This is a genomic window from Streptomyces sp. NPDC127114 (assembly GCF_042677525.1).
In the GTDB taxonomy this organism is placed as follows: domain Bacteria; phylum Actinomycetota; class Actinomycetes; order Streptomycetales; family Streptomycetaceae; genus Streptomyces.
The window spans coordinates 187,206-206,741 of the sequence record NZ_JBHXTJ010000006.1; the positions used below are offsets into that span (position 1 = coordinate 187,206).

Below are 19,536 nucleotides of genomic sequence, written 5' to 3' on the forward strand. Positions count from 1 at the left end.
AAGGCGGACGTGATGGCGGACACGCGGGCAACGCAACGGAACGCCGAGCTGGACGTCGTCATCGCGACGCGTGACCGCCCGCCCGGCAAGCTGGCGGCCTGTCTCGACGCGCTCGGGCAGCAGACCTTCGGGCGCTTCGGCGTGATCCTGGTCGACGACGGCGGCCGGGACCCGGTGGCGCGCCGCGTCCGGTCCTCCCACCCCGGCCTCCCCGTCCGGGTCGTCCGCAACGAGGAGTCGATCGGCCCCGGCGCGAGCCGCAACCGGGGAGTGGCCCTCTCCGGCGCGCCGTACGTCCTGTTCATCGACGACGACTGCATCTCCCGTCCCGAGCTGGTCGCCCGGCACCACGCCGCACTGGACCGCGCCGCCGGACCCACGGTGTCCCTCGGCCCTATCCTGGCCCCGCCAGGGCGGCGCATGCCGCCCTGGACGCACTGGGACGCGGACCGGCTGGGACGGGAGTACGACCGGCTGGGCCGCGGCGAGAGCACTCCGGCGTGGACCCATTGCTACACGGGCAACCTCGGGGTCCGCCGCGCCGACTTCCGTGCCGTCGGCGGCTTCGACGAGCGTCTGGCCCGGCAGGAGGACGTCGAACTCGGATTCCGGCTCTCCCGGCTCGGCTGCCGCTTCGTGTTCGACCCGGCCGCCGTCGTCTGGCACGACAGCGACCGCAGCCTTCGGACCTGGACCCGTATCCCCGCCCTCAGCGCACGCTTCGACGTGCTCATCGACCAGTTCGTCCCCGACGCACGACGACTGCCGTCGATACGCGAGGACCTGCTGCGGCGTCACTGGCTGCTGCGCCTCGCCCGCCGGGTCTGCGGGCCGCCGGCGGCCCGCCGGTGCGCCGTCGCGGGCGCGATCGGAGCAGGCTGCCTCCTCCACGCCCTGCACGCCGACCGCCCGTCACTGGCGGCTTTCAGCCTGGTCTGGGACCTCGAGTACACCCACGCGCTGGCGGAGGCGACGGCCGCGTCTCCGGGCACGTCCCCGACACTGCAGTTGCGGTGATCATCGGAGGGCCGGCGTGCTCCGGGGCGAAGCGTGAGCGGACGGAGCGTCCCCTGGCTGGGTCCCGGTTCCCGCGGTGCCCCTCGGGGCTTGCGCGAGTCGGGCATCAGCCCCTATAAGGTTCCTGCAGGCATCGGTTGGGATGGCCGGAATGGCACCCATGCCGCCGACCAGGGGGACCCTCCACTTCCCGCCGGGATCAGCTACGTGTGAACGCGGACCGACGGAGAACGTGAGGCAGCCCATGCCCGAGAACGACCCCTATCGCGATGCCATGACCCGACTCGCGGTCGACCCGGCCTTCGCGGCCCAACTCGACGGCGACACGGACGAGGTGGCACGAAGACTCGGCCTGACCTCCGAGCAGGTCACCGAACTGCGCCGACTCCGCGTGGAGTCCGGTACGGCCGACGGTCCCGCCACCCTCGACGCGCGCCTGTCCAAGTCGTCGCTCTTCTTCGGCAACGCGGCGCACGCCCTCGCCGGCATCGACATGCACCTCGACCACGTCGCACCGGACGCCGCGGCGGTGGACGCCACGACGCCGCACGTGGACGCCGCCGACACGGGCGACGCGCGCGAGCTTTCCGCCACGCTGGACGCGGCGGCCGCGGACGTCGGCAGCCTGATCGGCGACGCGCTCGGCGCGCAGGGCCTGGGCGACGGCGGCTCCCTCCTGGACGACCTCGGCGGCGCCGACGGCTTCGGCGGCGCGGGCGGGTTCGGCGGCGCGGGCGGGTTCGGCGGCGCTGGGGAGTTCGGGGAGTTCGGCGACTTCGGCTCTTTCGGCGACCACGGGCCCGGCGGGCCGGGTGCCGACGGGCCGGGTGGCTTCGGCGGTGAGGGACATGGTCCCGGGGGGTTCGGCGAGGGTCCGGGTGACGGGTTCGGCGGTGGCTTCGGCGGCGAGGGCCACGGTCCCGGCGGGTTCGGCGGTGGCTTCGGCGAGGGCCCCGGGGACGGCTTCGGCGGCGGGTTCGGCGAGGGCCCGGGGGACGGGTTCGGCGGTGGATTCGGCGGCGAGGGCCACGGCCCCGGCGGGTTCGGTGACGGCCACGGCGGCGGTGGGTTCGGGGACGGGCCCGGCGGTCTGGGCGGTGACGGTCCCGGCGGGTTCGGCGGTCACGGTGGCGACGGTTCCGGCGGCTTCGGCGGCATCGGCGGCGGGCCGGGCGGGTTCGGCGGCGCGGGTGAAGGCGGGTTCGGCGGCCACGGTGGTGGCTTCGACGGCGGTCCTGGTGACGGTTTCGGCGGTGCCGGTGGCTTCGGGCACGGCGGCGTCTACGAACGCGGCGAAGGCGGCGACTCCGGCGGCGGCCAGGGCGGCGGCAACTCCGGCGGCGGGGACTCCGGCGGCAACAGCGGCGGCGGCGACTCCGGTGGCGGCAACAGCGGCGGCAGCCAGGAGAACGAGCGGCGGCCGGGCCACGGCGGCAGCGGCGGCGGCCAGGGCGGCGACAACGGCGGCCAGGGCGGCGGCAATTCCGGCGGTGGCGGCCAGGGCGGCGGCGGTGGCGACACCGGCGGCAGCGGCGGTACCGGCGGTGGCCAGGGCGGTGGCGACACCGGCGGCGGTGGCGGCAACGGCGGCAGCGGTGGTGACGGAGGCGGAGGTGACTCCGGCGGAGGCGGCGGCACGCCCGGCAACAACAGCGAGGACAACGGCCGCGGCCGCCCCGGCACGCCCGGCGGCGGCGAGGGCGGCGGCGACACCGGGGGCGGCGACGACGGCGAGAACGGTGGCCGCGGCGGCGGCCGCGCCGGCACGCCCGCGCCCGACTCCGGCGGCACGGGTAGTGGCGTGTTCCGCCCCGGCGGCCTCGGCGGCATCGACCGCATCGGCACCCAGCTGGACACCGGCCACCGCACGCCCGGCGGCCTCGACGGCGGAGCGTTCCGCGGCCCCGGAGCGGTCTGATCCGCATGCTGTGCCACGCCTGTCGCGTCCACGTGCGGCGCGACTTCCCGTACTGCCTGCGCTGCGGCACGCTCCGCCGCGGCGCGGCCCCGACCTCGTTCGCCGCGCCCCGGCTGCGCGGCCTCGACGACCCCGGGCTGCTCGTGACGCTGACCGGTCAGGTCACCACACTGGGCCGTGACGAGGGCAACGACGTCGTCCTGCCGGACGGCAGTGTGTCGCGCCGCCATGCCCGGGTCGTCCGTGACGGCTCGGGCTTCAGGATCGAGGACCTCGACTCGTTCAACGGCACCTCGGTCGCCGGCGTGAACCTCCACGGCGGCTCGGCGCGGCTCGCCGACGGGGCCGAACTGTCCGTCGGCGACGTCCGCATGGTGTTCGAGCAGCCGCGCGACGCGCGGATCGGCTCCCGGACGATGGTGGTCGGCACCGAGCTCACGGAGCTGCCGACCGCCGTGCCCGGGCAGGAGGCGCCGGAGGCCGCCGGTCCGCTCACCGCGCGGCCCCGCCGCCGCAGCGGGTGGGCGCTGAAGCAGGTGCCGGCGGACGGCCCACGGGAACCGCACTGGGTGCTGAGCAACACGCGTACCGGCGTGTACCTCCGGCTCGACGAGCGCGAGGTGTTCCTGTGGAACGCCCTCGACGGCGAGAACACCGTGCGGGACCTGCTGTTCGCGTACGCCGACCGGTTCGGCGAGCTGGCGCTGCCGCGGATCGAGGCAGCGCTCGCGACGTTCGCGCGGGCGGAACTGCTGCGCGGGCTGCCGGGCCAGGAGGACGAGCGGGAGGGCACGCGCTGGCGCCGGTTCTGGCGGGCCGTGTACCGGGCGCTGCTGAAGACGGAGGTGTCCGTCCGGGGCCTCGACCGTGCGGTGAGCCGCCTCTACGGCCGTTTCGGCTGGCGGTTCTTCACGCGTACCGGCGTGGCGCTGGTGTGGCTGTCGGTGGTCGGCGGTCTGGTGGCCTTCTTCGGCGCCGCGCGGGGCCGGCAGCACCTGCTGGACTTCGGCGGGGCCGGGGTCTGGGGTCCGGTGGCGCTGGCCGCCGGCTACATATCGGCCCTGGTGGTGCACGAGCTGGCGCACGCGCTGGCGGTGAAGTCGTACGGGCGCACGGTACGGCGCGGCGGCTTCATGCTCATGATGGGAATGCCGTTCGCGTTCGTGGACACGAGCGACATGTGGTTCGGCACCCGCTGGTCGCGGGTCGTGGTGGCGCTGTCGGGGCCGGTGTCGACGGCCGCCCTGGCGGGCTGGTGCGCGGTGGGCGCGGCCTGCCTGCCGGTCGGCCCCGTCTCGGCCGTGCTGTTCCACCTGGCCTTCGGTCTCTATCTGAACACCTTGTACAACTTCAATCCGCTGATGCCGCTGGACGGTTATCAGGCGCTCACGGACGCGCTGCGCGTGCCGCGGCTGCGCGAGGAGGCAAGCGCGTACTTCCGCAAGGGGCTGTGGCGTGATCTGCGGGCGGGCCGCCGGCCCGGGGCGCGGCAGGCCGGGATGGCCGCGTACGGCCTCGCGGTGATCGTCGGGACGTACGGCTTCCTGCTCCTGGCGCTGCTGGCCTGGCACTCGCGGCTGGGTGAGTGGCTGAAGGGGCGGGTGGACCCGCCGTGGGACACGGTGATCGTGGCGGTGGTCGTCGCGCTGGTGGCGTTCCCGGTGTGGGCGGCGCCGGTCCGGTGGCTGGTTCGAGTGGTGAAGCGGCGTCGCGCGGCGGCGGGCACGAGCCCGGCGCGTCCGACGGACGGCGTGGCCGTGGAGGGGGCGGCATGAACGGGATGACGGATGTGACAGGCGGGGACGGCGGCTGGTCCGTACCCGGTTACGCGGCGGTGAAGCCGCTCGGCCGGGGCGCCGGGGGCCGGGTCGTCCTCGCGCGGCACGAGGCGACGGGGGTGCCCGTGGCCATCAAGTACCTGAGCGAACGGCTCCACGGAGACCGGGACTTCCTGGCCCGGTTCCGCGCCGAGGCACGGCTGCTCGGCGACCTGCGGCACCCGTGCGTGGTGCGGCTGTACGAGTACGTGGAGGCCCGGTCGGGCGCGGCGATCGTGATGGAGGCGGTGGACGGGGTCACCCTGCGCGAGATGCTGCGCGCGCACGGGGCGACGGGGCCGGAGGCGGCCCTGGTGCTGCTCAAGGGCTCCCTGCTCGGCCTGGGCGCGGCGCATGCGGCCGGGGTGGTCCACCGCGACTACAAGCCGGAGAACGTGCTGGTCCGCGCGGACGGTTCGAGCGCGCTCGCCGACTTCGGCATCGCCGTGCGCGCCGGCCGCGAGGCGGAGGCCGCGGGCACGCCGGCGTACATGGCGCCCGAGCAGTGGGAGGGCGAGCCGGCGGGTCCGGCGAGCGACGTGTACGCGGCGGCGGCCGTGTTCTACGAGTGCCTGACCGGCCGGCGCCCGTTCCAGGCCGACGAGCTGATCGCGCTGCGGCTCCAGCATCTGCGGGCGCCCGTCGCGGTGGAGGACGTGCCCGAGCCGGTACGGGACCTGCTGCGCAAGGGGCTGGCGAAGGAGGCGGCGGACCGGCCCGGCATCGAGGCCTTCCTCGCCGACCTCGAACGCGCCGCCCTCGCCGGCTACGGCGCCGGCTGGGAGGAGCGCGGGCGGCGCGGGCTCGCCCGGCTGGCCGCCCTGCTGGCCCTGTTGTTCCCGTTCGCGGTGACGGGCGCGGTGTACGAGGTGACCCCGGCGCTGACCGTGCTCGGCCGTCTGAAGCGTCCCCTGTGGCAGGCGGCCGTGGGCGTGGCCGTGCTGGCCGTGGCTGCGGGCGGCCTCACGGTGGCGAGGGCGGGCTCGGACGACACGACGACCACGGTGGCCACGTCCGTGCCGTCGGGCAGGCCCGTCGAGTCCGGCTCCCCGTCCGCGTCCTCGTCGTCCGGCTCGCCCTCGGCCTCGCCGTCGGCGAGCACGACCTCGCCGACGCCGAGCGGTTCGCCGTCCGGCAGCGCCTCGGCCGGCCCGTCGCCGAGCGGCACCACACCGGCCCCCGCCACCGGCGGCACGCCGACCGCGGCCACCACCGCCCCGGGCGGTGGTCCCGGGCCCGCGCCGACGACGCGTCCGGCCCCGACGACCACCACCCCGGCTCCGCCGACGGCCGGCACGGTCACGATCTCGATCGGCTCCCTGCGCCGCGCGCCGGGGTACCGGCTGATCGCCGACGTGACCATCACGACCACCGGTACGGGGCCGGTCACCGTCACCGCGGACTTCTACCGCAACACGCCCGCCAATTCCTACGGTTCCCAGTCCCGCCGGCTGTCGGGCAGCACCCAGTACTCCGTGACCTTCGAGGGCGACTTCTCCGGCAACCCGTGCCGGGGCACCTGGAACGTCACGGTGCGGAGCAGCCCGCAGTCCGCGAACGGATCGCAGACGGCCTCGGCGGACGCGCCGCCGTGCTGAGTGACCTGAGTGAACCGAGTGACCACAGAGAGAACGGAACACGATGACGACACCCGCGACACCCGCCACGGTCGCCGGGCGCGCCCTGTCGGACTGGTCGCGTGACGGGCGGTTCGGCACCTGGCACGCCCTGGTGCCGGGCGACACCGGCGAACCGCCGCACGGCGCGCTGCGCATCGACCGCGCGCTGCTCGCTCCGCAGGGTGCGCGGCAGCGGCTCGCGGCCACGGTGGTCGCGGTGGCGAAACTGCGGCTTCCGGGTCTGCCGGCCACGGTCGACCTGGTGGCGGAGGCCGGGGACGTGTGGCTGCTCGTCTCGCGCCCTCCGATACGTACGGTGGCCGACCTGCTGGAGGAGGGGGCGCCCGGACTGGACGAGGGCAGCGCGGCGAGCGTCCTCAACGAGACCGCCCAGACCCTGCTCGCCCTGCACGCGGCCGGTCTTGCCCACGGTGCGCTCGCGCCCGACCGGGTCGTCCTCGCCCCGGACGGCACCGCCCTGCTCGCGGAGGCCGCCCTCGCCACGGCACTGTCCGCCGACGTTCCGACGGCCGCCGCCCGGCAGGACGACGTCACGGCATGGGCCGCACTCGCCCGTACCCTCACCACCGCCTGGGCGACGCCGGGCTCGCCCGCGGCGGAACTGTTCGCCCGCTGCGCGGCCGCGGCCGACTCCGGCGACCTCACCACGGCCCGCACGACCCTCACCTCCGGCCGCACGGTCCTTCCCCAGGACTTCCTCCGTCGAACCGCCCTGCGTACGGCGGCCGCCGCCACGCCGGCGAAGCCGAACCGCGGCGGCCCGGCGGACGGCGCGGCGGACGGTCAGGCGAGCGGCCCGGCGGTCGGCGCGGCGGAGGGCGCGGCTGAGGCCGCGGCGGGCGGCACCGGGGAAACCGTTCTCGGGCGGCGTGGTCGGGGCTCGGGCCCCGCCTCCGTCACCGGTGACCAGGTCACCGTGCTCGGCAAGCGGAACCGGAGTGCCGCCGCACCCACCACCACTCCCGCCGCATCTGCCGGAGGCAGCGGCGGCGGTGACGACGATGACGACAGTGACGACGAGATCCTGCTGCGTTTCGGGCCGGGAGTCCCCCTCAGCGAGGAGGAGGCCCTGCGGGCCCTGTGGGCCGCCCCGACGGCCGCCCCCGTACGGAAGCGGCGTCGGCGCACCGGGCTGCTCGGCACCGTGGCGGCGCTCGCGGCGGTCGCCGTGGTCCTGTGGCTGCTGCTGCGGCCGACGGCCGGCCCCATGGTGACCGCGGCCGATGTCACGGCGCCCACGCAGGAGTTGGGCTGCGGCCAGACCGCCGAGGTGACCGGCGTCGTGCACACCGACGGCCGCGGCGGGCCCATCACCTACCGCTGGCTGCGCAGCGACGGCCGGCAGTCCGAGGAGCTGACGCGCACGGCCCGCCGCGGGGAGCGCGAGGTGACGGTGCACCTGCAGTGGACGGTCCGCGGCCCCGGCCTCTTCCGCGGCACCGCCCGCCTCCAGGTCCTGCGCCCGGCGGACTCCCCCGTCGAGGCCGAGGGCACCTTCCGCTACTCCTGCGCCTGACGCGGACGAGCTTCCGGCCCGCCCTGCTACTCCCAGTCGTCCCAGGGCGGTTCGGTCTCGTCGAAGTCGAACGGCGGCTCCTCGTCCTGCGGCGCCCGCCGCGCCGGCACCGCGGCCGCCGGGGCCGCCGAGGCCGGTGACACGGGCGCGGCGGCCGAGGCGGGGCGCGAGCCGGAGCCCGCGCCGGCCGCCGCGCCGGATCCGGACGAGGGGCCGGAGTCGGGCGAGGGGCCGGAGTCGGGCGAGGGGCCGGAGTCGCCGGCCGCGTACTCCGCCAGGGCGTCCAGGACGCCCTCGCCGTACTTGGCCAGCTTGGCCTCGCCGACACCGCCGACGGTCCCCAGTTCCTCGACCGTGGTGGGGAGCCGGGTCGCGATCTCCCGCAGCGTCGCGTCGTGGAACACGACGTACGCCGGGACGCCCTGCTCGCGGGCGGTCGCGGCGCGCCAGGCGCGCAGGGCCTCGAACACCGGCACCGCGGCCGCCGGCAGGTCGACCGGCACCCGCGCGCCCTTCCCGGAGCGCGACGCGGACCCGGACTCCTTGCGGGAGGGGCGGGCCGGTGCCGTCTCCTTGCGCATCGGGACCTGGCGGCGGCCGCCGAGGACCTCGCCGCTGCCGTCCGTCAGGACGAGCGTCCCGTAGTCGCCCTCCACGGCGAGCAGCCCCAGTGCGAGCAGCCGGCGCACCACGCCCCGCCACTCCGCCGTGGAGAGGTCGGCCCCGACGCCGAACACCGAGAGCTGGTCGTGGTCGAACTGGATGACCTTGGCCGTCTTCTTGCCCTGGAGGATGTCGATGATCTGTCCGGCGCCGAACTTCTGGCGCCGTTCCCTGGCCAGCCGCCACACCGTGGACAGCAGTTTCTGTGCCGCGACCGTCCCGTCCCAGGACTCGACCGGTGTCAGGCACGTGTCGCAGTTGCCGCACGGCTCGGCGGACTGGCCGAAGTAGGCGAGGAGACGGACGCGCCGGCAGTCGACCGTCTCGCACAGGGCGAGCATCGCGTCCAGGTGGGCGGCCAGCGAGCGGCGGTGCGTCTCGTCGCCCTCGGAGCCGTCGATGAGCTTGCGCTGCTGGACCACGTCCTGCAGGCCGTAGGCGAGCCAGGCCGTGGCCGGTTCGCCGTCGCGCCCGGCGCGGCCGGTCTCCTGGTAGTACCCCTCGACCGACTTCGGCAGGTCCAGGTGGGCCACGAAGCGCACGTCCGGCTTGTCGATGCCCATGCCGAAGGCGATCGTGGCGACCACCACGACCCCGTCCTCGCGCAGGAAGCGCGCCTGGTTCGCCGCGCGGGCCGTGGCGTCCATGCCGGCGTGGTAGGGCACGGCGTCGATGCCCTGCTCCACCAGGAAGGCGGCGGTCTTCTCCACCGACGACCGCGACAGGCAGTAGACGACTCCGGCGTCCCCGTCGTGCTCGGTCCGGATCAGTTCGAGGAGCTGTTTCAGCGGGTTGTTCTTCGGGACGATGCGGTACTGGATGTTCGGCCGGTCGAAGCTGGCGACGAAGTGCCGGGCGTCCGTCAGGCCGAGCCGCCCGGCGATCTCGGCGTGGGTGGCCTCGGTGGCCGTCGCGGTCAGCGCGATCCGCGGCACCTTGGGCCAGCGCTCGTGCAGCATGGACAGCGCCAGGTAGTCCGGCCGGAAGTCGTGGCCCCACTGGGCGACGCAGTGCGCCTCGTCGATCGCGAAGAGCGACACCCGGCCCCGGTCGAGCAGCCGCTGCGTGCCCTCGGTGCGCAGCCGCTCGGGCGCCAGGTAGAGCAGGTCCAGCTCGTCGGCGAGGAAGGCCTGCTCGACCGCCTGGCGCTCGTACGGGTCCTGGGTCGAGTTGAGGAAGCCGGCCCGCACCCCCAGCGCGGTGAGCGCGTCCACCTGGTCCTGCATGAGCGCGATGAGCGGCGAGATCACGATTCCGGTGCCTTCTCTGACGAGCGCCGGGATCTGGTAGCACAGCGACTTGCCGCCGCCGGTGGGCATGAGCACGAGGGCGTCGCCGCCTGCGACGACCTGCTCGATGATCTCCTGCTGCTCGCCGCGGAAGGAGCCGTAACCGAAGACTCGGTGCAGTACCTCCAAGGCGTCCGAGGTGTCCGGGGAAGCGTCGGTGAGGGCCATTCGAAAAGCCTAGCCGCCCCCGCCGACACCCTTCGCCCACCGGCCCGAACCTGTGGATAACTCGGCTATCGGGCGGGATCCGCGTCGGCCTCCATCTGGGGTTCCACCCGGATCAGCCGGTACCTCCCTTCCCACCGCTGCGCCCGCCGGCGCCGTGCGGTCCGCTTCCTCAGCCGGGCCCGGGCGCCCTCCTTGCGCGCCGCGTCCATCCAGTCCGCGAAGGCCGGGTCGCGTCTGCGCCGCGCGTACACGGTGGCGGTGGCGATCCCCACGCGGGCCGAGGCTCCCGTCACGGTGTCGCCCTCGCTCAGGGACTGCAGGAACAGCCGGGTCCGGGCGGGCGTCATCCGGGAGCGCGGCGCCCCGGCGGAGGCGTCGGACAGGGCGCGGACGGCGTCGAGCGCGGCGCGGAACAGGGCGTCCTCGCTCCGCCAGAGGCTGAGGGAGCTCTCGGGCACGTCCACCGCCCGCGCCGAGGCCGCGAGCGTCATGCCGAGGGCGACGCACCGCAGGACCTCGGCCCGCTGCCGTGCGGCCTCCGCCTCGCGGGAGTAGGGGTCGCGCCCGGTGAGGGCGACCGCCAGGGCGCTGTCCGTGGCGGCCGCCGCCTCCAGGGCCCGGGGCGCGAGTCCGTACCGGGCGGCCGCCTCCTCGGGGTCGTGTCCTGCCCGCAGGCATTCGACGACCTGGTCGCGCAGTCGCGAAGGCAGCCGGGTCATCGGCCGTGCGACGTGGTCTGCCCGGGCGCTGCGAAGCGGGTGAAGGCGCTTCTCTCCGGCAGGCGGTAGGTCTCCCTCCCGGTGACGGCGTTCAGGATGGTGGCGTTGCGTACGGCGCCGATGTCGAGGTTCGGGGTCGAGACACCGTAGGCGTGGAGCTCGGCGTTGGCCACGAAGATCCTTCCGGTCACGCCGTCGGCGAGCTCGACGGAGTGGTCGGCGCGGACCACCGGCCGTCCCTTGGCGTCGCGGCGGATCAGCTTCTCTACCGGGGTCAGGAAGGCCGGCGGACGCGCGCGGTAGCCGGTCGCCGCGACCACGAGGTCGGTGACGTGGTCGAAGGCCTGGCCGGTGTCGAGGTGACGGCAGCCGAGCACGGTCCGTCCGGCGGGGTCGACGGCGGCGCTCTCGACGGCGATGCCGAAGCGGAGCTCGACGTCGGCGAGGCCGGTGTCGAGCTGGCGGCGGTAGAGCAGTTCGTGGATCTCCTCGAGGGTGTCCGTGGAGATGCCCTTGTAGAACTGCCACTGTTCCCCGACCAGCCGGTCCCGTACGTGCTCGGGGAGCGAGTGGAAGTACCGCATGTACGCGGGGGTCGTCAGCTCCAGGTTCATCTTGGTGTAGTCGAGCGGCGCCCAGGAGCCGGTGCGGGTGAGCCAGCTGACCGCGGGACCGCCGTCGAGGTTGCGCGTCAGCAGGTCGACGGCGACCTCGGCGCCCGACTGGCCCGATCCGACCACGGTGACCCGTTCCGCCCGTGCCACGTCGCCGGAGCGGTAGAGGTAGTCGGCGGTGTGGAGGACCCGTTCGCCGGGCAGCGCGGCGAGCGCGTCGGGGAGGTGCGGCGCGGTGCCGATGCCGATGACGAGGTGGCGCGCGCGTATCCGGACGGCGGTGCCGTCACCGCGTACCACGCGGACGGTGAACCGCTCCTCGTCGGCGTTCCAGTCGACTTCCTCGACCCGGTGCGAGAAGTGCACGGACGGCAGCCTGTCGGCGGCCCAGCGCAGGTAGTCCTCGTACTCCCGGCGCGAGGGGAAGAAGTTCTCCCGCACGGTGAAGGCGTACAGCCGGTCCTTGTCGTGCAGGTAGGCGAGGAAGGACAGGGGGTGCCAGGGGGCGACCAGGGTGACGAGGTCGGCGAGGAAGTTCACCTGCATCGACGCGTCGCCGAACATCATGCCGCGGTGCCAGGTGAACTCGGGGCGCTCCTCCAGGACGACCAGGTCGAGGTCGTCCACGGTGGAGGCGAGGGCGGCGAGTCCCAGGTTGAAGGGTCCGCAGCCGACGGCGACCACGTCGTGTTCGGTGGTGCTGTCGCTCATCGGGGCAGGTCCTCCTCCGTGCGCGGGTGGATCATCAGGGCGGCGGTCTTGTCCGGGAACTCGACCGTGCCGGACGGCCGGAAGCCGGCGGCCTCGAAGGCGCGCAGCGAGGGCGCGTTGTTCACGTCGGGTTCGGCGACCACGCGGACGCAGGCCGGGTCGGCGGCGAGCAGTCCCTCGGCGAGGGCGCGCAGCAGGGTCCGGCCGAGGCCCATCCCGGTCCGTGCCCGCTCGCCGATGGCGATGTGGACGCCGAGGTCGTGCGGCAGCTGCGGGTAGTGTCCGGCGAGCCGGTCGCGTAAGACCCGGTAGACCTCGAGGTACGCCACGGGCCGGCCGTCGAGGTCGACGATCAGGGGCAGGATCGCGTCGCCGGCGAGGTGGCCGGCGATCTCCTCGTGCCAGCGCTCGCGCGGCCACGCCTGGTGCCAGAAGGCGTCGATGTGCGGGGACTGCATCCAGCCGTGCACGAGGTCCAGGTCGGCGCCCTCGGCCCGGGCGACGCGTGCGACCCAGCGGCCGGGGAGGACGGGGAGCGGCGGGCCGGGGATCGCGGCGTCGTCGGCCGTCTGCTCCACCGTGGGGTCCACCGTGGTCATGAGGCTGCCTCCTGCAGGGGGTTGGGCGCGTCGAGGTAGACGGACTGGGCGTCGAGGGGGGCGAGGACTTCGTCGATGCCGTGCAGCCGGGTGAGCAGGTTCCCCTTGCAGGGCAGGGTGTCGGCGGTGAGCCAGCGGCGGGCGAGCCGGTCGCCGTCGGGGCCTGCGGCGGCCAGGGCGGGCAGCGCCGCCCGCAGCCGGCCGGCGAGGACGGCGAGCAGGTCGCGCTCGTCGGCCAGGCCGTCGACGGCGAGGCAGCCGACGACGGAGAGGGCCTGGTTGCGCAGCAGGTAGTACGAGAGCCGGTCGTCGACCAGGGCGTCGTCGACGACGGCGAGGGTGGAGGTGTCGGCTCCGGTCCGCTTGAGCACGCCGGGGAGGTGGGACGTGGCGAGGTAGTAGCCCTGGTTGTCGCGGAAGGTGCTGCCGGTGACCCGGCCCCGCTCGTCGAGGCGGACGAGGGTGTTCTGCTGGTGGGCCTCCAGGCCGATGCCGGTGGCGGCGTACAGGTGCAGCATGGGGACGAGGACGTGGTCGGTGTAGTCGGCCGTCCACTGTTCGGCCGCGTCGGGGCCGAGGCCGGCGACCAGGTCGCCGAGCGCGCTGCGGCCGAGGCCGGGGCGCGGGGCGACGAGGCCCACCAGGCAGCGCAGGGAGTCGATGTCGCGGGGCACTTCGCGTACGGCGACGTCGAGGCCGGTGACGTCCGGGCCTTCCGGGCGGTCCGGTTCGTCGACGGCGATCCAGGCGGGGTCGCGGGTGATGGCGAAGCCGGGGTGGGCGGCGAAGGTGTCGGCCGCGTGTCCGGCGTCGAGGAGGCGGTTGATCTCCAGGCCGCGGCGCAGTTCGGTACGGGTGGACTCGCGGCGGGAGTTGGTGAGCCGCAGTCCGAGGGAGAGCTTGAGCATCACGTCGGTGTCGGGCCGATAGACCGTGCGGACGCTGGACGTCGGCCACCAGGCGGGGCCGAGTTCGCCCAGCGGGGTGAGGGCGCCGGAGGCGACGAGGGCCTTGATCCGGGGGCGGTGCAGCAGGTCCCTGGCCTGCCAGGGGTGGGCGGGGACGAGGATCCGGCCGTCGTCGCGTCGCCGTCCGGCGAGGTCGGCGAGGAGGGCGACGGTGTCGCGGCCGGCGAGGGAGGGCGCGCCGTCGACGGCGTCGTGGGAGACGACCGAGGGGTCGGCGGCGAACCAGTGCAGCCGGAAGGAGCCGCGGAGTTCCGGTGAGAAGGCGGCGGCCTCGTGGTCGGAGATGCCGTCGCGGCTCTTGGGCGCGGGGTGGTTGAGGTGGCCGAGCAGCAGGGCCTGTTCGGCGTCGAGGAAGCCGTCCACGCCGGGCGGCGGTTCGGGGCGGGTGCGGCGGTCGGCGATGAACGTGGCGACCCGGCGTACGGATTCGGCGGTGCGCTCCACCAGGTCGGCGACCTCGCCGGCGGGGACTCCGCCGGGGCGGCTGCCGCCGCGTGCGGCGGCTTCGGTGGAGAGCAGGGCGACGGCGGTGACCGGGTCGGCGCTCTCGCCGAGCGGGCCGCCGGGGCCCTCCAGGCGGGTGGGGCCGAAGCGGTGCCAGCCGGTGGGCGAGCGGTGGGTGACCTCGGTGACGAGGGTGAGTCCCGCGGTGGGGAGTTCGACCCGGAGCGGGCCGGGGGTGACGGGCGTGCCGGTCTCGCGCAGCCAGCAGCGGAGCAGCGCCTCGATGTGGGCGTGTTCGGAGGCGCCTCGGGCGTCCCTTTCGTGCAGGGGGTCGGCCTGGGTGGTTGCCGCCGTGGTGGTGGTGCTCATGCGGCGTTCTCCTTGGTGAGTCGTTCGCAGGTGCGGCCGGCGTCGAGGACGGCGTCCACGAGTCCGTCGATGTCGTCGGTGGTGGCGGTGGGGTTGAGCAGGGTGAACTTCAGGCACACCTGGCGCGGTGCGCCGGGTTCCGCGGCGTTGACCTCGGTGCGGCCGATGAGGGCGGTGCCGGTTTCCAGGAGGTGCCGGCGCAGTGCGGCGTTGACCTCGTCGGCGGCGGCCGGGTCGGCGCAGCGGTAGCGGAAGACGACGGTGGTGAGTTCGGCCGGTGAGACGAGTTCGAGGCCGGGTTCGGCGAGGATGCGGCGTTCGGCGTGCCGGGCGAGGTCGTGGCAGGTGTCCATCAGCCGGCCCATGCCGGTGCGGCCGTAGGTGAGGAGGGTGGCGGCGGCCTTCACGGCGTCCGGGCGGCGGGTGGTCTGGAGGCTGCGGCCGAGCAGTCCGTCGTAGCCGGCCTCGGTGTCGTCGGTGGGGTTGAGGTAGGCCACCTCGCGGTCGAGCGCGGTGAACGCGGTCGTGTCGGAGACGAGCAGCACGCTGGCGGCGGCGGGCTGCCAGCCGGTCTTGTGCAGGTCGAGGGTGATCGAGTCGGCCAGTTCCAGGCCCGCGAGGCGGCCGGCGAGGCGCTGCGAGAACAGGGCGCCGAAGCCGTAGGCGGCGTCGACGTGCATCCACATGCCGTGTTCCGCGGCGATCTCGGCGATCTGCGGGAGCGGGTCGACGGAGCCGAAGTCCGTGGTGCCGGCGGTGGCGACGACGGCGACGGGCGTCCGGTCGGGGCCGAGCGCGTCGAGGGCGGCGAGCAGGGCGTCGGGCCGCATGCGGCGCCGGTCGTCGACCGGCAGGGCGTGGACGGCGGCTTCGCCGAGGCCGAGGGCGGCACAGGCACGGTGGGTGGAGAAGTGGGCGAGTTCGGAGCAGAACACCACTGGGCCGGGCAGCGCCGCGACGCCGTGCTGGCGGGCGTCGACGCCGCGGCGGTGGGCGGCGGCGTCGCGGGCGAGCAGCAGGCCCATGAGGTTGGACAGGGAGCCGCCGGGGGTGAGGACGCCGTCGGCGCGCTCGCCGAGGCCGGCGAGCCGGGTGAGGACGCCGATGAGCCAGCGTTCGACGGCGATGGCCGAGGGGCCGGAGTCGTAGGTGTCGAGCGAGGCGTTGCCGGCGTTCGCGAGGACGTCGGCGGCGACGGCGACCGTCAGCGGGGGCGGCTGGAGGTGGGCGGCGGCGCGGGGGTGGGAGAGGTCGATGCCGTGCTCGACGAGGACGGTGGCGAGGAGGCCGAGGGCGGCTTCGGCGCCGAGGCCTTCGGTGGGCAGCTCGGCCGGGCCGAGTGCGCGCGAGGCGGCGGCGAGCACCTCGGCGGGGGTGCCGGCCGGGAGGGGGCCGTCGGGGCGCCGGGCGTTCGAGGCGGCGTCGACGGCGCCGGTCAGCGCGGTGAGGACGTCGGCGAGTCCGGTGCGGGAGCCGGCGAGCGGCGACGGGGTGAGGCCGGACCGTGGGGATCGGGTGCGGGTCAGGGGCGTCACGGCGGGTGCTCCTCAGCCTTCGGCGAGCGGGTTGGGGTGCGTACCGTTCGGGAACAGGGCGTGGCGCAGGGCCCGGTCGCCGTAGCGGGTGACGACGATGCGGTCGCGGTTCAGGCCGTACCGGGGGATCTCCGGGGTCAGCAGGTCGTACTCGGCGAACCGCCCGGCGAGTTCGGGGAAGCGCTTGCGGAACTGCTGCTGGAAGTCGAGGATCGTCTGTCGCACGAGCCGCCAGAAGGTCTGCTCCGGCACGCCGAGCTGTTCGGCGCAGAGCGGCGCGAGGTAGCGGAAGTGGCCGACGAAGACCTGGTCGACGACGTGCTGCTTGATGATCGACGGGTGCTTGCGGGGCAGGACGTGGTCGTGTCCGTCCGGCTCGGGGCCGCGTTCGGGTACGTCGGTGAAGGAGACGCACACGTCGTCGACGAAGTCCTTGAGGTAGAGGCGGACCGGTATGTCGTGGGCGTCGTAGCCGATGAGGGTGTTCTGGCCGTGCGGGTTGAAGGTGACGCCGTAGCGGTAGAGCACGTGCATGACCGGCACGAGGAGCGTGTCGAAGAGGCGGCGCAGCCAGTCCTGCGGGTCGAGTCCCGAGGCGCGGACGAGTTCGGCGACGAAGGCGTCGCCCGCGCTGTCGACGTGCAGGAGCGAGGCGAAGGTGCGGACGTGCTCGTCCGGGTCCTTGCGCGCGGAGACCGATTCGCGCCAGATGCAGCCGAGGGCCTCCAGGTGCTGGTACGGCGCCTGGTCGAGGGTGGAGAGGTAGGGGTGGCGGACGGTCACGGAGGCGACCTCGCCGAGGAACACGGTGCGGCGCTCGTCGGTGAGGAAGGGGTCGCGCTCGACGAGGCCGCGCAGCCACTGGGTGACGACGGGGGCGCCCATGGTGCAGTGCGGCGGGATGCCGCGCCAGACCAGGGTGTTGAGGATCTTCAGCGGGAGTTTGACGTCGTACCGGTCGGGCGAGGTGACGTTGGCCATGGTGCGGATGGACTGACCGGGCAGGTACGCGTCGGGGCTGTCGCCGAGCGGGATGATGCGGCGCTGGGCGACGTCGGCGGCGTGCAGGGTCTGGACGGCGTGGTCCCACTGCCAGGGGTGCACGGGCATCCACACGTAGCTCTGGGGATCGACGCCGGCCTGTTCCAGGACCGCGGTGAAGCGGCCGCGGGTGTCCTCGTCGAGTTCCGCTGACAGGATGCCGGTTTCGGACAGTTCGGAGGTGCCGCGGAATTCGGCGAGGCCGCGGTGGACGGCGACCCAGAGGAGCTTCAGCGACTGGGCCGACTCGGGGGCGTACTGCCGTACGTCGGTGGCGGAGAAGCCGATCCGGCCCTTGTTGGCGACGAGGAGGTTGTGGCCGGTCATGCGGCACTCCAGCTCCGAGTGGCCGAGGGCGCGCAGTTCGGCGACCGACTCGCCGCCGTGCGTGAGGCGGGCGGCGTCGACGGCGAGGGTGGCCGAGAGCTCGGTGAAGTACGTGGCGACGGTGGACGGGTCGCTGTCGATCGTGGAGGCCGCCTCCATCAGGAACTGCAGGGCGTCCCAGGCGGGTTGGGCGATCGAGTTGCCGAGCATGCTGGTGGCGGTGCGGGTGATCGAGTCGGGGTCGACGCGCAGCCAGCCGAAGGCGCCGGGCGCGGCGCGGAAGGCGTAGGTCGTGCCGCTGTCGAGGTCGATCCGGTAGCCGCCGTCCTCGGTACCCGTCGCCTTGAGCATGTCTTCGAAGCACCACTCGCCCAGGGCCTTGGCGAGCAGGCGACGGTTGGCCTCCCGCCAGGCCGCGGGATCCACGTCGGGCAGGACGGGCACGGGATGGTCGGTCGGGGTCATCAGGCGGCTCCGGATTCTGTCTGGATTCGGTTCGCTCGAACGCCTGGACGCCCAAGCGGGCGTTACATTAGGTTAGGCTTACCTAATGAGCAAGGTCAACTTTCAGACAGAGAAGGCCAGTTACCGACCGTCGTAGCCCGACCGGCGCGCGGACGGCCCGCTCTCGAACCGCATACGGAGGTGTTCAGCGGTGCCCTCCCGACGGCACAGCCCCCGATGGACGTTCGCGCTCGTGAGCGCCGGCGGCGTCATGATGACGCTGGACGTGACCGTCGTGAACGTCGCGCTCTCGGACATCGCCCGCGATCTGGAATCCGGTCTCGGCCGGGTGCAGTGGACCGTCTCCGCGTACTCGCTGACCTTCGGGGCGCTGCTGCTCACCGCGGGCGCCCTCTCCGACCGGATCGGCAGACGAACCGTCTTCGTGGCCGGAATGGGACTGTTCACTCTCGCGTCGGCCGCGTGCGGACTCGCCCCCGACGCCGGCACCCTCATCGCCGCCCGGGCCGCCCAGGGACTCGGCGGAGCCATGGTGTTCGCGCCGACCCTCGCGCTCCTGGCCGCCGCGTACGAGGGTGCCCGACGCCAGGCGGCGATCGCCTCGTACGCCCTCGTGGCCTCCGCCGCCGGCGCGCTCGGACCCATCGTCGGCGGCGTGTTCGTCGAGGCACTGGGCTGGCGCTGGATCTTCCTGGTCAACGTCCCCATCGGCGTCCTCGTCGTGTCCGGCACGCTGACCCGCATGGCCGAATCCGCCGCGCCCGGGGACACCGGGCGACGGGTCGACGTGCCGGGCGCGGTCCTCGCCGTCGGCTTCCTCCTCGCGCTGCACTATCCGCTGGTCACCGGCCCCGAGGCCGGCTGGACGGCACCGGAGGTGCTGGCCTCCGCGGCCGCCTGCGTGGTGTTCGCCGTGGCCCTGGTCGCCGGTCAGCGGCGCGGCGGCGGACTGATCGACATCACGCTGCTGCGGATCCGGGCCCTCTCGGGTGCCGCGCTGCTCGGCTTCCTCGCCCGGCTGTCCAGCCTGGGCATGCTCGCCTTCCTCACCCTGTGGCTGCAGAGCACCCACGCGTACACGCCGCTCCAAGCCGGCCTGCTCCTGCTGCCCCTGACGGGCAGTCTGCTGGTCGCGGGCATGTTCGTGAACCGGCTGCAGCAGGCGTACGCGCCCGACGTCCTGGTGGCCGCGGGCTTCGCCGCGCAGGGCCTCGGGCTCCTTTCGCTGGCCGCGGCCGGGGCGGGCGCGGGCCATCCGGCCCTGGTCACCGGTCTGGTGCTGCTCGGCGTCGGAGGAGCCGTCATCTTCCCGCCACTGATGGGCGTGGCGGTCGGCACGGTGCCCGCCGAGCGGGCCGGCATGGCGTCCGGTCTCACGAACGCCTGCTATCCGCTCGGCACCGCGACCGGCGTGGCCGTCTTCGGCGCCGTGTTCTCCGTCCGCCTGGACAGCGGCCTCGGCACCGGCCCCGCGGGCGCCGCGCCGATGCGGGAGGCGGTGGAGACCGGGCGGTTCGACCTCCTCGCCCCGGCCCTCCGCCCGCTGGCCCGCTCGGCCTTCTCCGGCGCCTTCACGGGCGTGTGCCTGACCGCCGCCCTCGTCTGCCTCCTGGGCGTGGTCGCCGCCCGCCTGCTCAGGCCCGCGCCGGCCCCCGCGGGCGCCCACACGGAACGCCCGCGGAGCCGGGCACCCCAGCCCTCCTGACGTACGGGCCC

The 19,536-nt window shown here is 74.5% G+C and carries 13 protein-coding genes; 6 read left to right on the plus strand and 7 right to left on the minus strand.

Annotated elements, in window-relative coordinates; translation table 11 throughout:
• Positions 1-12: 12 nt before the first annotated feature.
• The 5 genes from ACFVGS_RS09060 to ACFVGS_RS09080 all read left to right on the plus strand — a co-directional run bounded on the left by ACFVGS_RS09060 (position 13) and on the right by ACFVGS_RS09080 (position 7,908).
• Positions 13-1,017, plus strand: coding sequence for a glycosyltransferase family 2 protein (locus ACFVGS_RS09060; RefSeq protein ID WP_384408203.1), 1,005 nt, complete (start codon positions 13-15; stop codon positions 1,015-1,017).
• A gap of 274 nt (positions 1,018-1,291) precedes the next feature.
• On the plus strand, positions 1,292-2,935 hold the full coding sequence (locus tag ACFVGS_RS09065) for a hypothetical protein (RefSeq protein ID WP_385691811.1): 1,644 nt from the start codon (positions 1,292-1,294) through the stop codon (positions 2,933-2,935).
• A gap of 5 nt (positions 2,936-2,940) precedes the next feature.
• Entirely contained in the window at positions 2,941-4,710 is a 1,770-nt protein-coding gene (locus ACFVGS_RS09070) for an FHA domain-containing protein (RefSeq protein WP_385691814.1), read from the plus strand.
• Positions 4,711-4,715: 5 nt separating this feature from the next.
• Positions 4,716-6,350 carry a serine/threonine-protein kinase gene (locus ACFVGS_RS09075; protein WP_385691817.1) on the plus strand — a complete coding sequence of 545 codons (1,635 nt, stop codon included), beginning with the start codon at positions 4,716-4,718 and terminating at the stop codon, positions 6,348-6,350.
• A gap of 43 nt (positions 6,351-6,393) precedes the next feature.
• The gene (locus tag ACFVGS_RS09080) at positions 6,394-7,908 is read left to right on the plus strand and encodes a hypothetical protein (protein ID WP_385691820.1); all 1,515 of its coding nucleotides are present in this window, start codon (positions 6,394-6,396) and stop codon (positions 7,906-7,908) included.
• Between the two features lie 26 nt (positions 7,909-7,934).
• On the opposite strand, the gene recQ is transcribed toward ACFVGS_RS09080, so the two are convergent.
• From recQ to ACFVGS_RS09115, 7 genes are all read right to left on the minus strand, one after another.
• The gene (gene recQ / locus ACFVGS_RS09085; protein ID WP_385691822.1) at positions 7,935-10,028 is read right to left on the minus strand and encodes a DNA helicase RecQ; all 2,094 of its coding nucleotides are present in this window, start codon (positions 10,026-10,028) and stop codon (positions 7,935-7,937) included.
• A 65-nt stretch (positions 10,029-10,093) separates the two neighbouring features.
• Complete coding sequence (locus tag ACFVGS_RS09090; RefSeq protein WP_384408216.1) at positions 10,094-10,747, minus strand: hypothetical protein; 654 nt, start codon at positions 10,745-10,747, stop codon at positions 10,094-10,096.
• Positions 10,744-12,072 carry a lysine N(6)-hydroxylase/L-ornithine N(5)-oxygenase family protein gene (locus ACFVGS_RS09095; RefSeq protein WP_385691825.1) on the minus strand — a complete coding sequence of 443 codons (1,329 nt, stop codon included), beginning with the start codon at positions 12,070-12,072 and terminating at the stop codon, positions 10,744-10,746. The genes ACFVGS_RS09090 and ACFVGS_RS09095 overlap by 4 nt, the downstream gene beginning before the upstream one ends.
• Positions 12,069-12,671: a GNAT family N-acetyltransferase gene (locus ACFVGS_RS09100; protein WP_384408220.1), complete on the minus strand. Its 603-nt coding sequence runs from the start codon at positions 12,669-12,671 to the stop codon at positions 12,069-12,071. The genes ACFVGS_RS09095 and ACFVGS_RS09100 overlap by 4 nt, the downstream gene beginning before the upstream one ends.
• Positions 12,668-14,452: an IucA/IucC family protein gene (locus tag ACFVGS_RS09105; protein WP_385691828.1), complete on the minus strand. Its 1,785-nt coding sequence runs from the start codon at positions 14,450-14,452 to the stop codon at positions 12,668-12,670. The genes ACFVGS_RS09100 and ACFVGS_RS09105 overlap by 4 nt, the downstream gene beginning before the upstream one ends.
• Positions 14,449-15,987, minus strand: a complete 1,539-nt coding sequence (locus ACFVGS_RS09110; RefSeq protein ID WP_385691830.1) for a pyridoxal phosphate-dependent decarboxylase family protein — start codon at positions 15,985-15,987, stop codon at positions 14,449-14,451. Before ACFVGS_RS09110 ends, ACFVGS_RS09105 begins: the two co-directional genes overlap by 4 nt.
• 12 nt (positions 15,988-15,999) lie before the next feature.
• Positions 16,000-17,820, minus strand: a complete 1,821-nt coding sequence (locus ACFVGS_RS09115) for an IucA/IucC family protein (protein ID WP_384408226.1) — start codon at positions 17,818-17,820, stop codon at positions 16,000-16,002.
• Between the two features lie 232 nt (positions 17,821-18,052).
• Between ACFVGS_RS09115 and ACFVGS_RS09120 the strand changes: the two genes are divergently transcribed.
• Entirely contained in the window at positions 18,053-19,525 is a 1,473-nt protein-coding gene (locus ACFVGS_RS09120) for an MFS transporter (protein WP_384408228.1), read from the plus strand.
• The last annotated feature ends 11 nt before the right edge of the window (positions 19,526-19,536 follow it).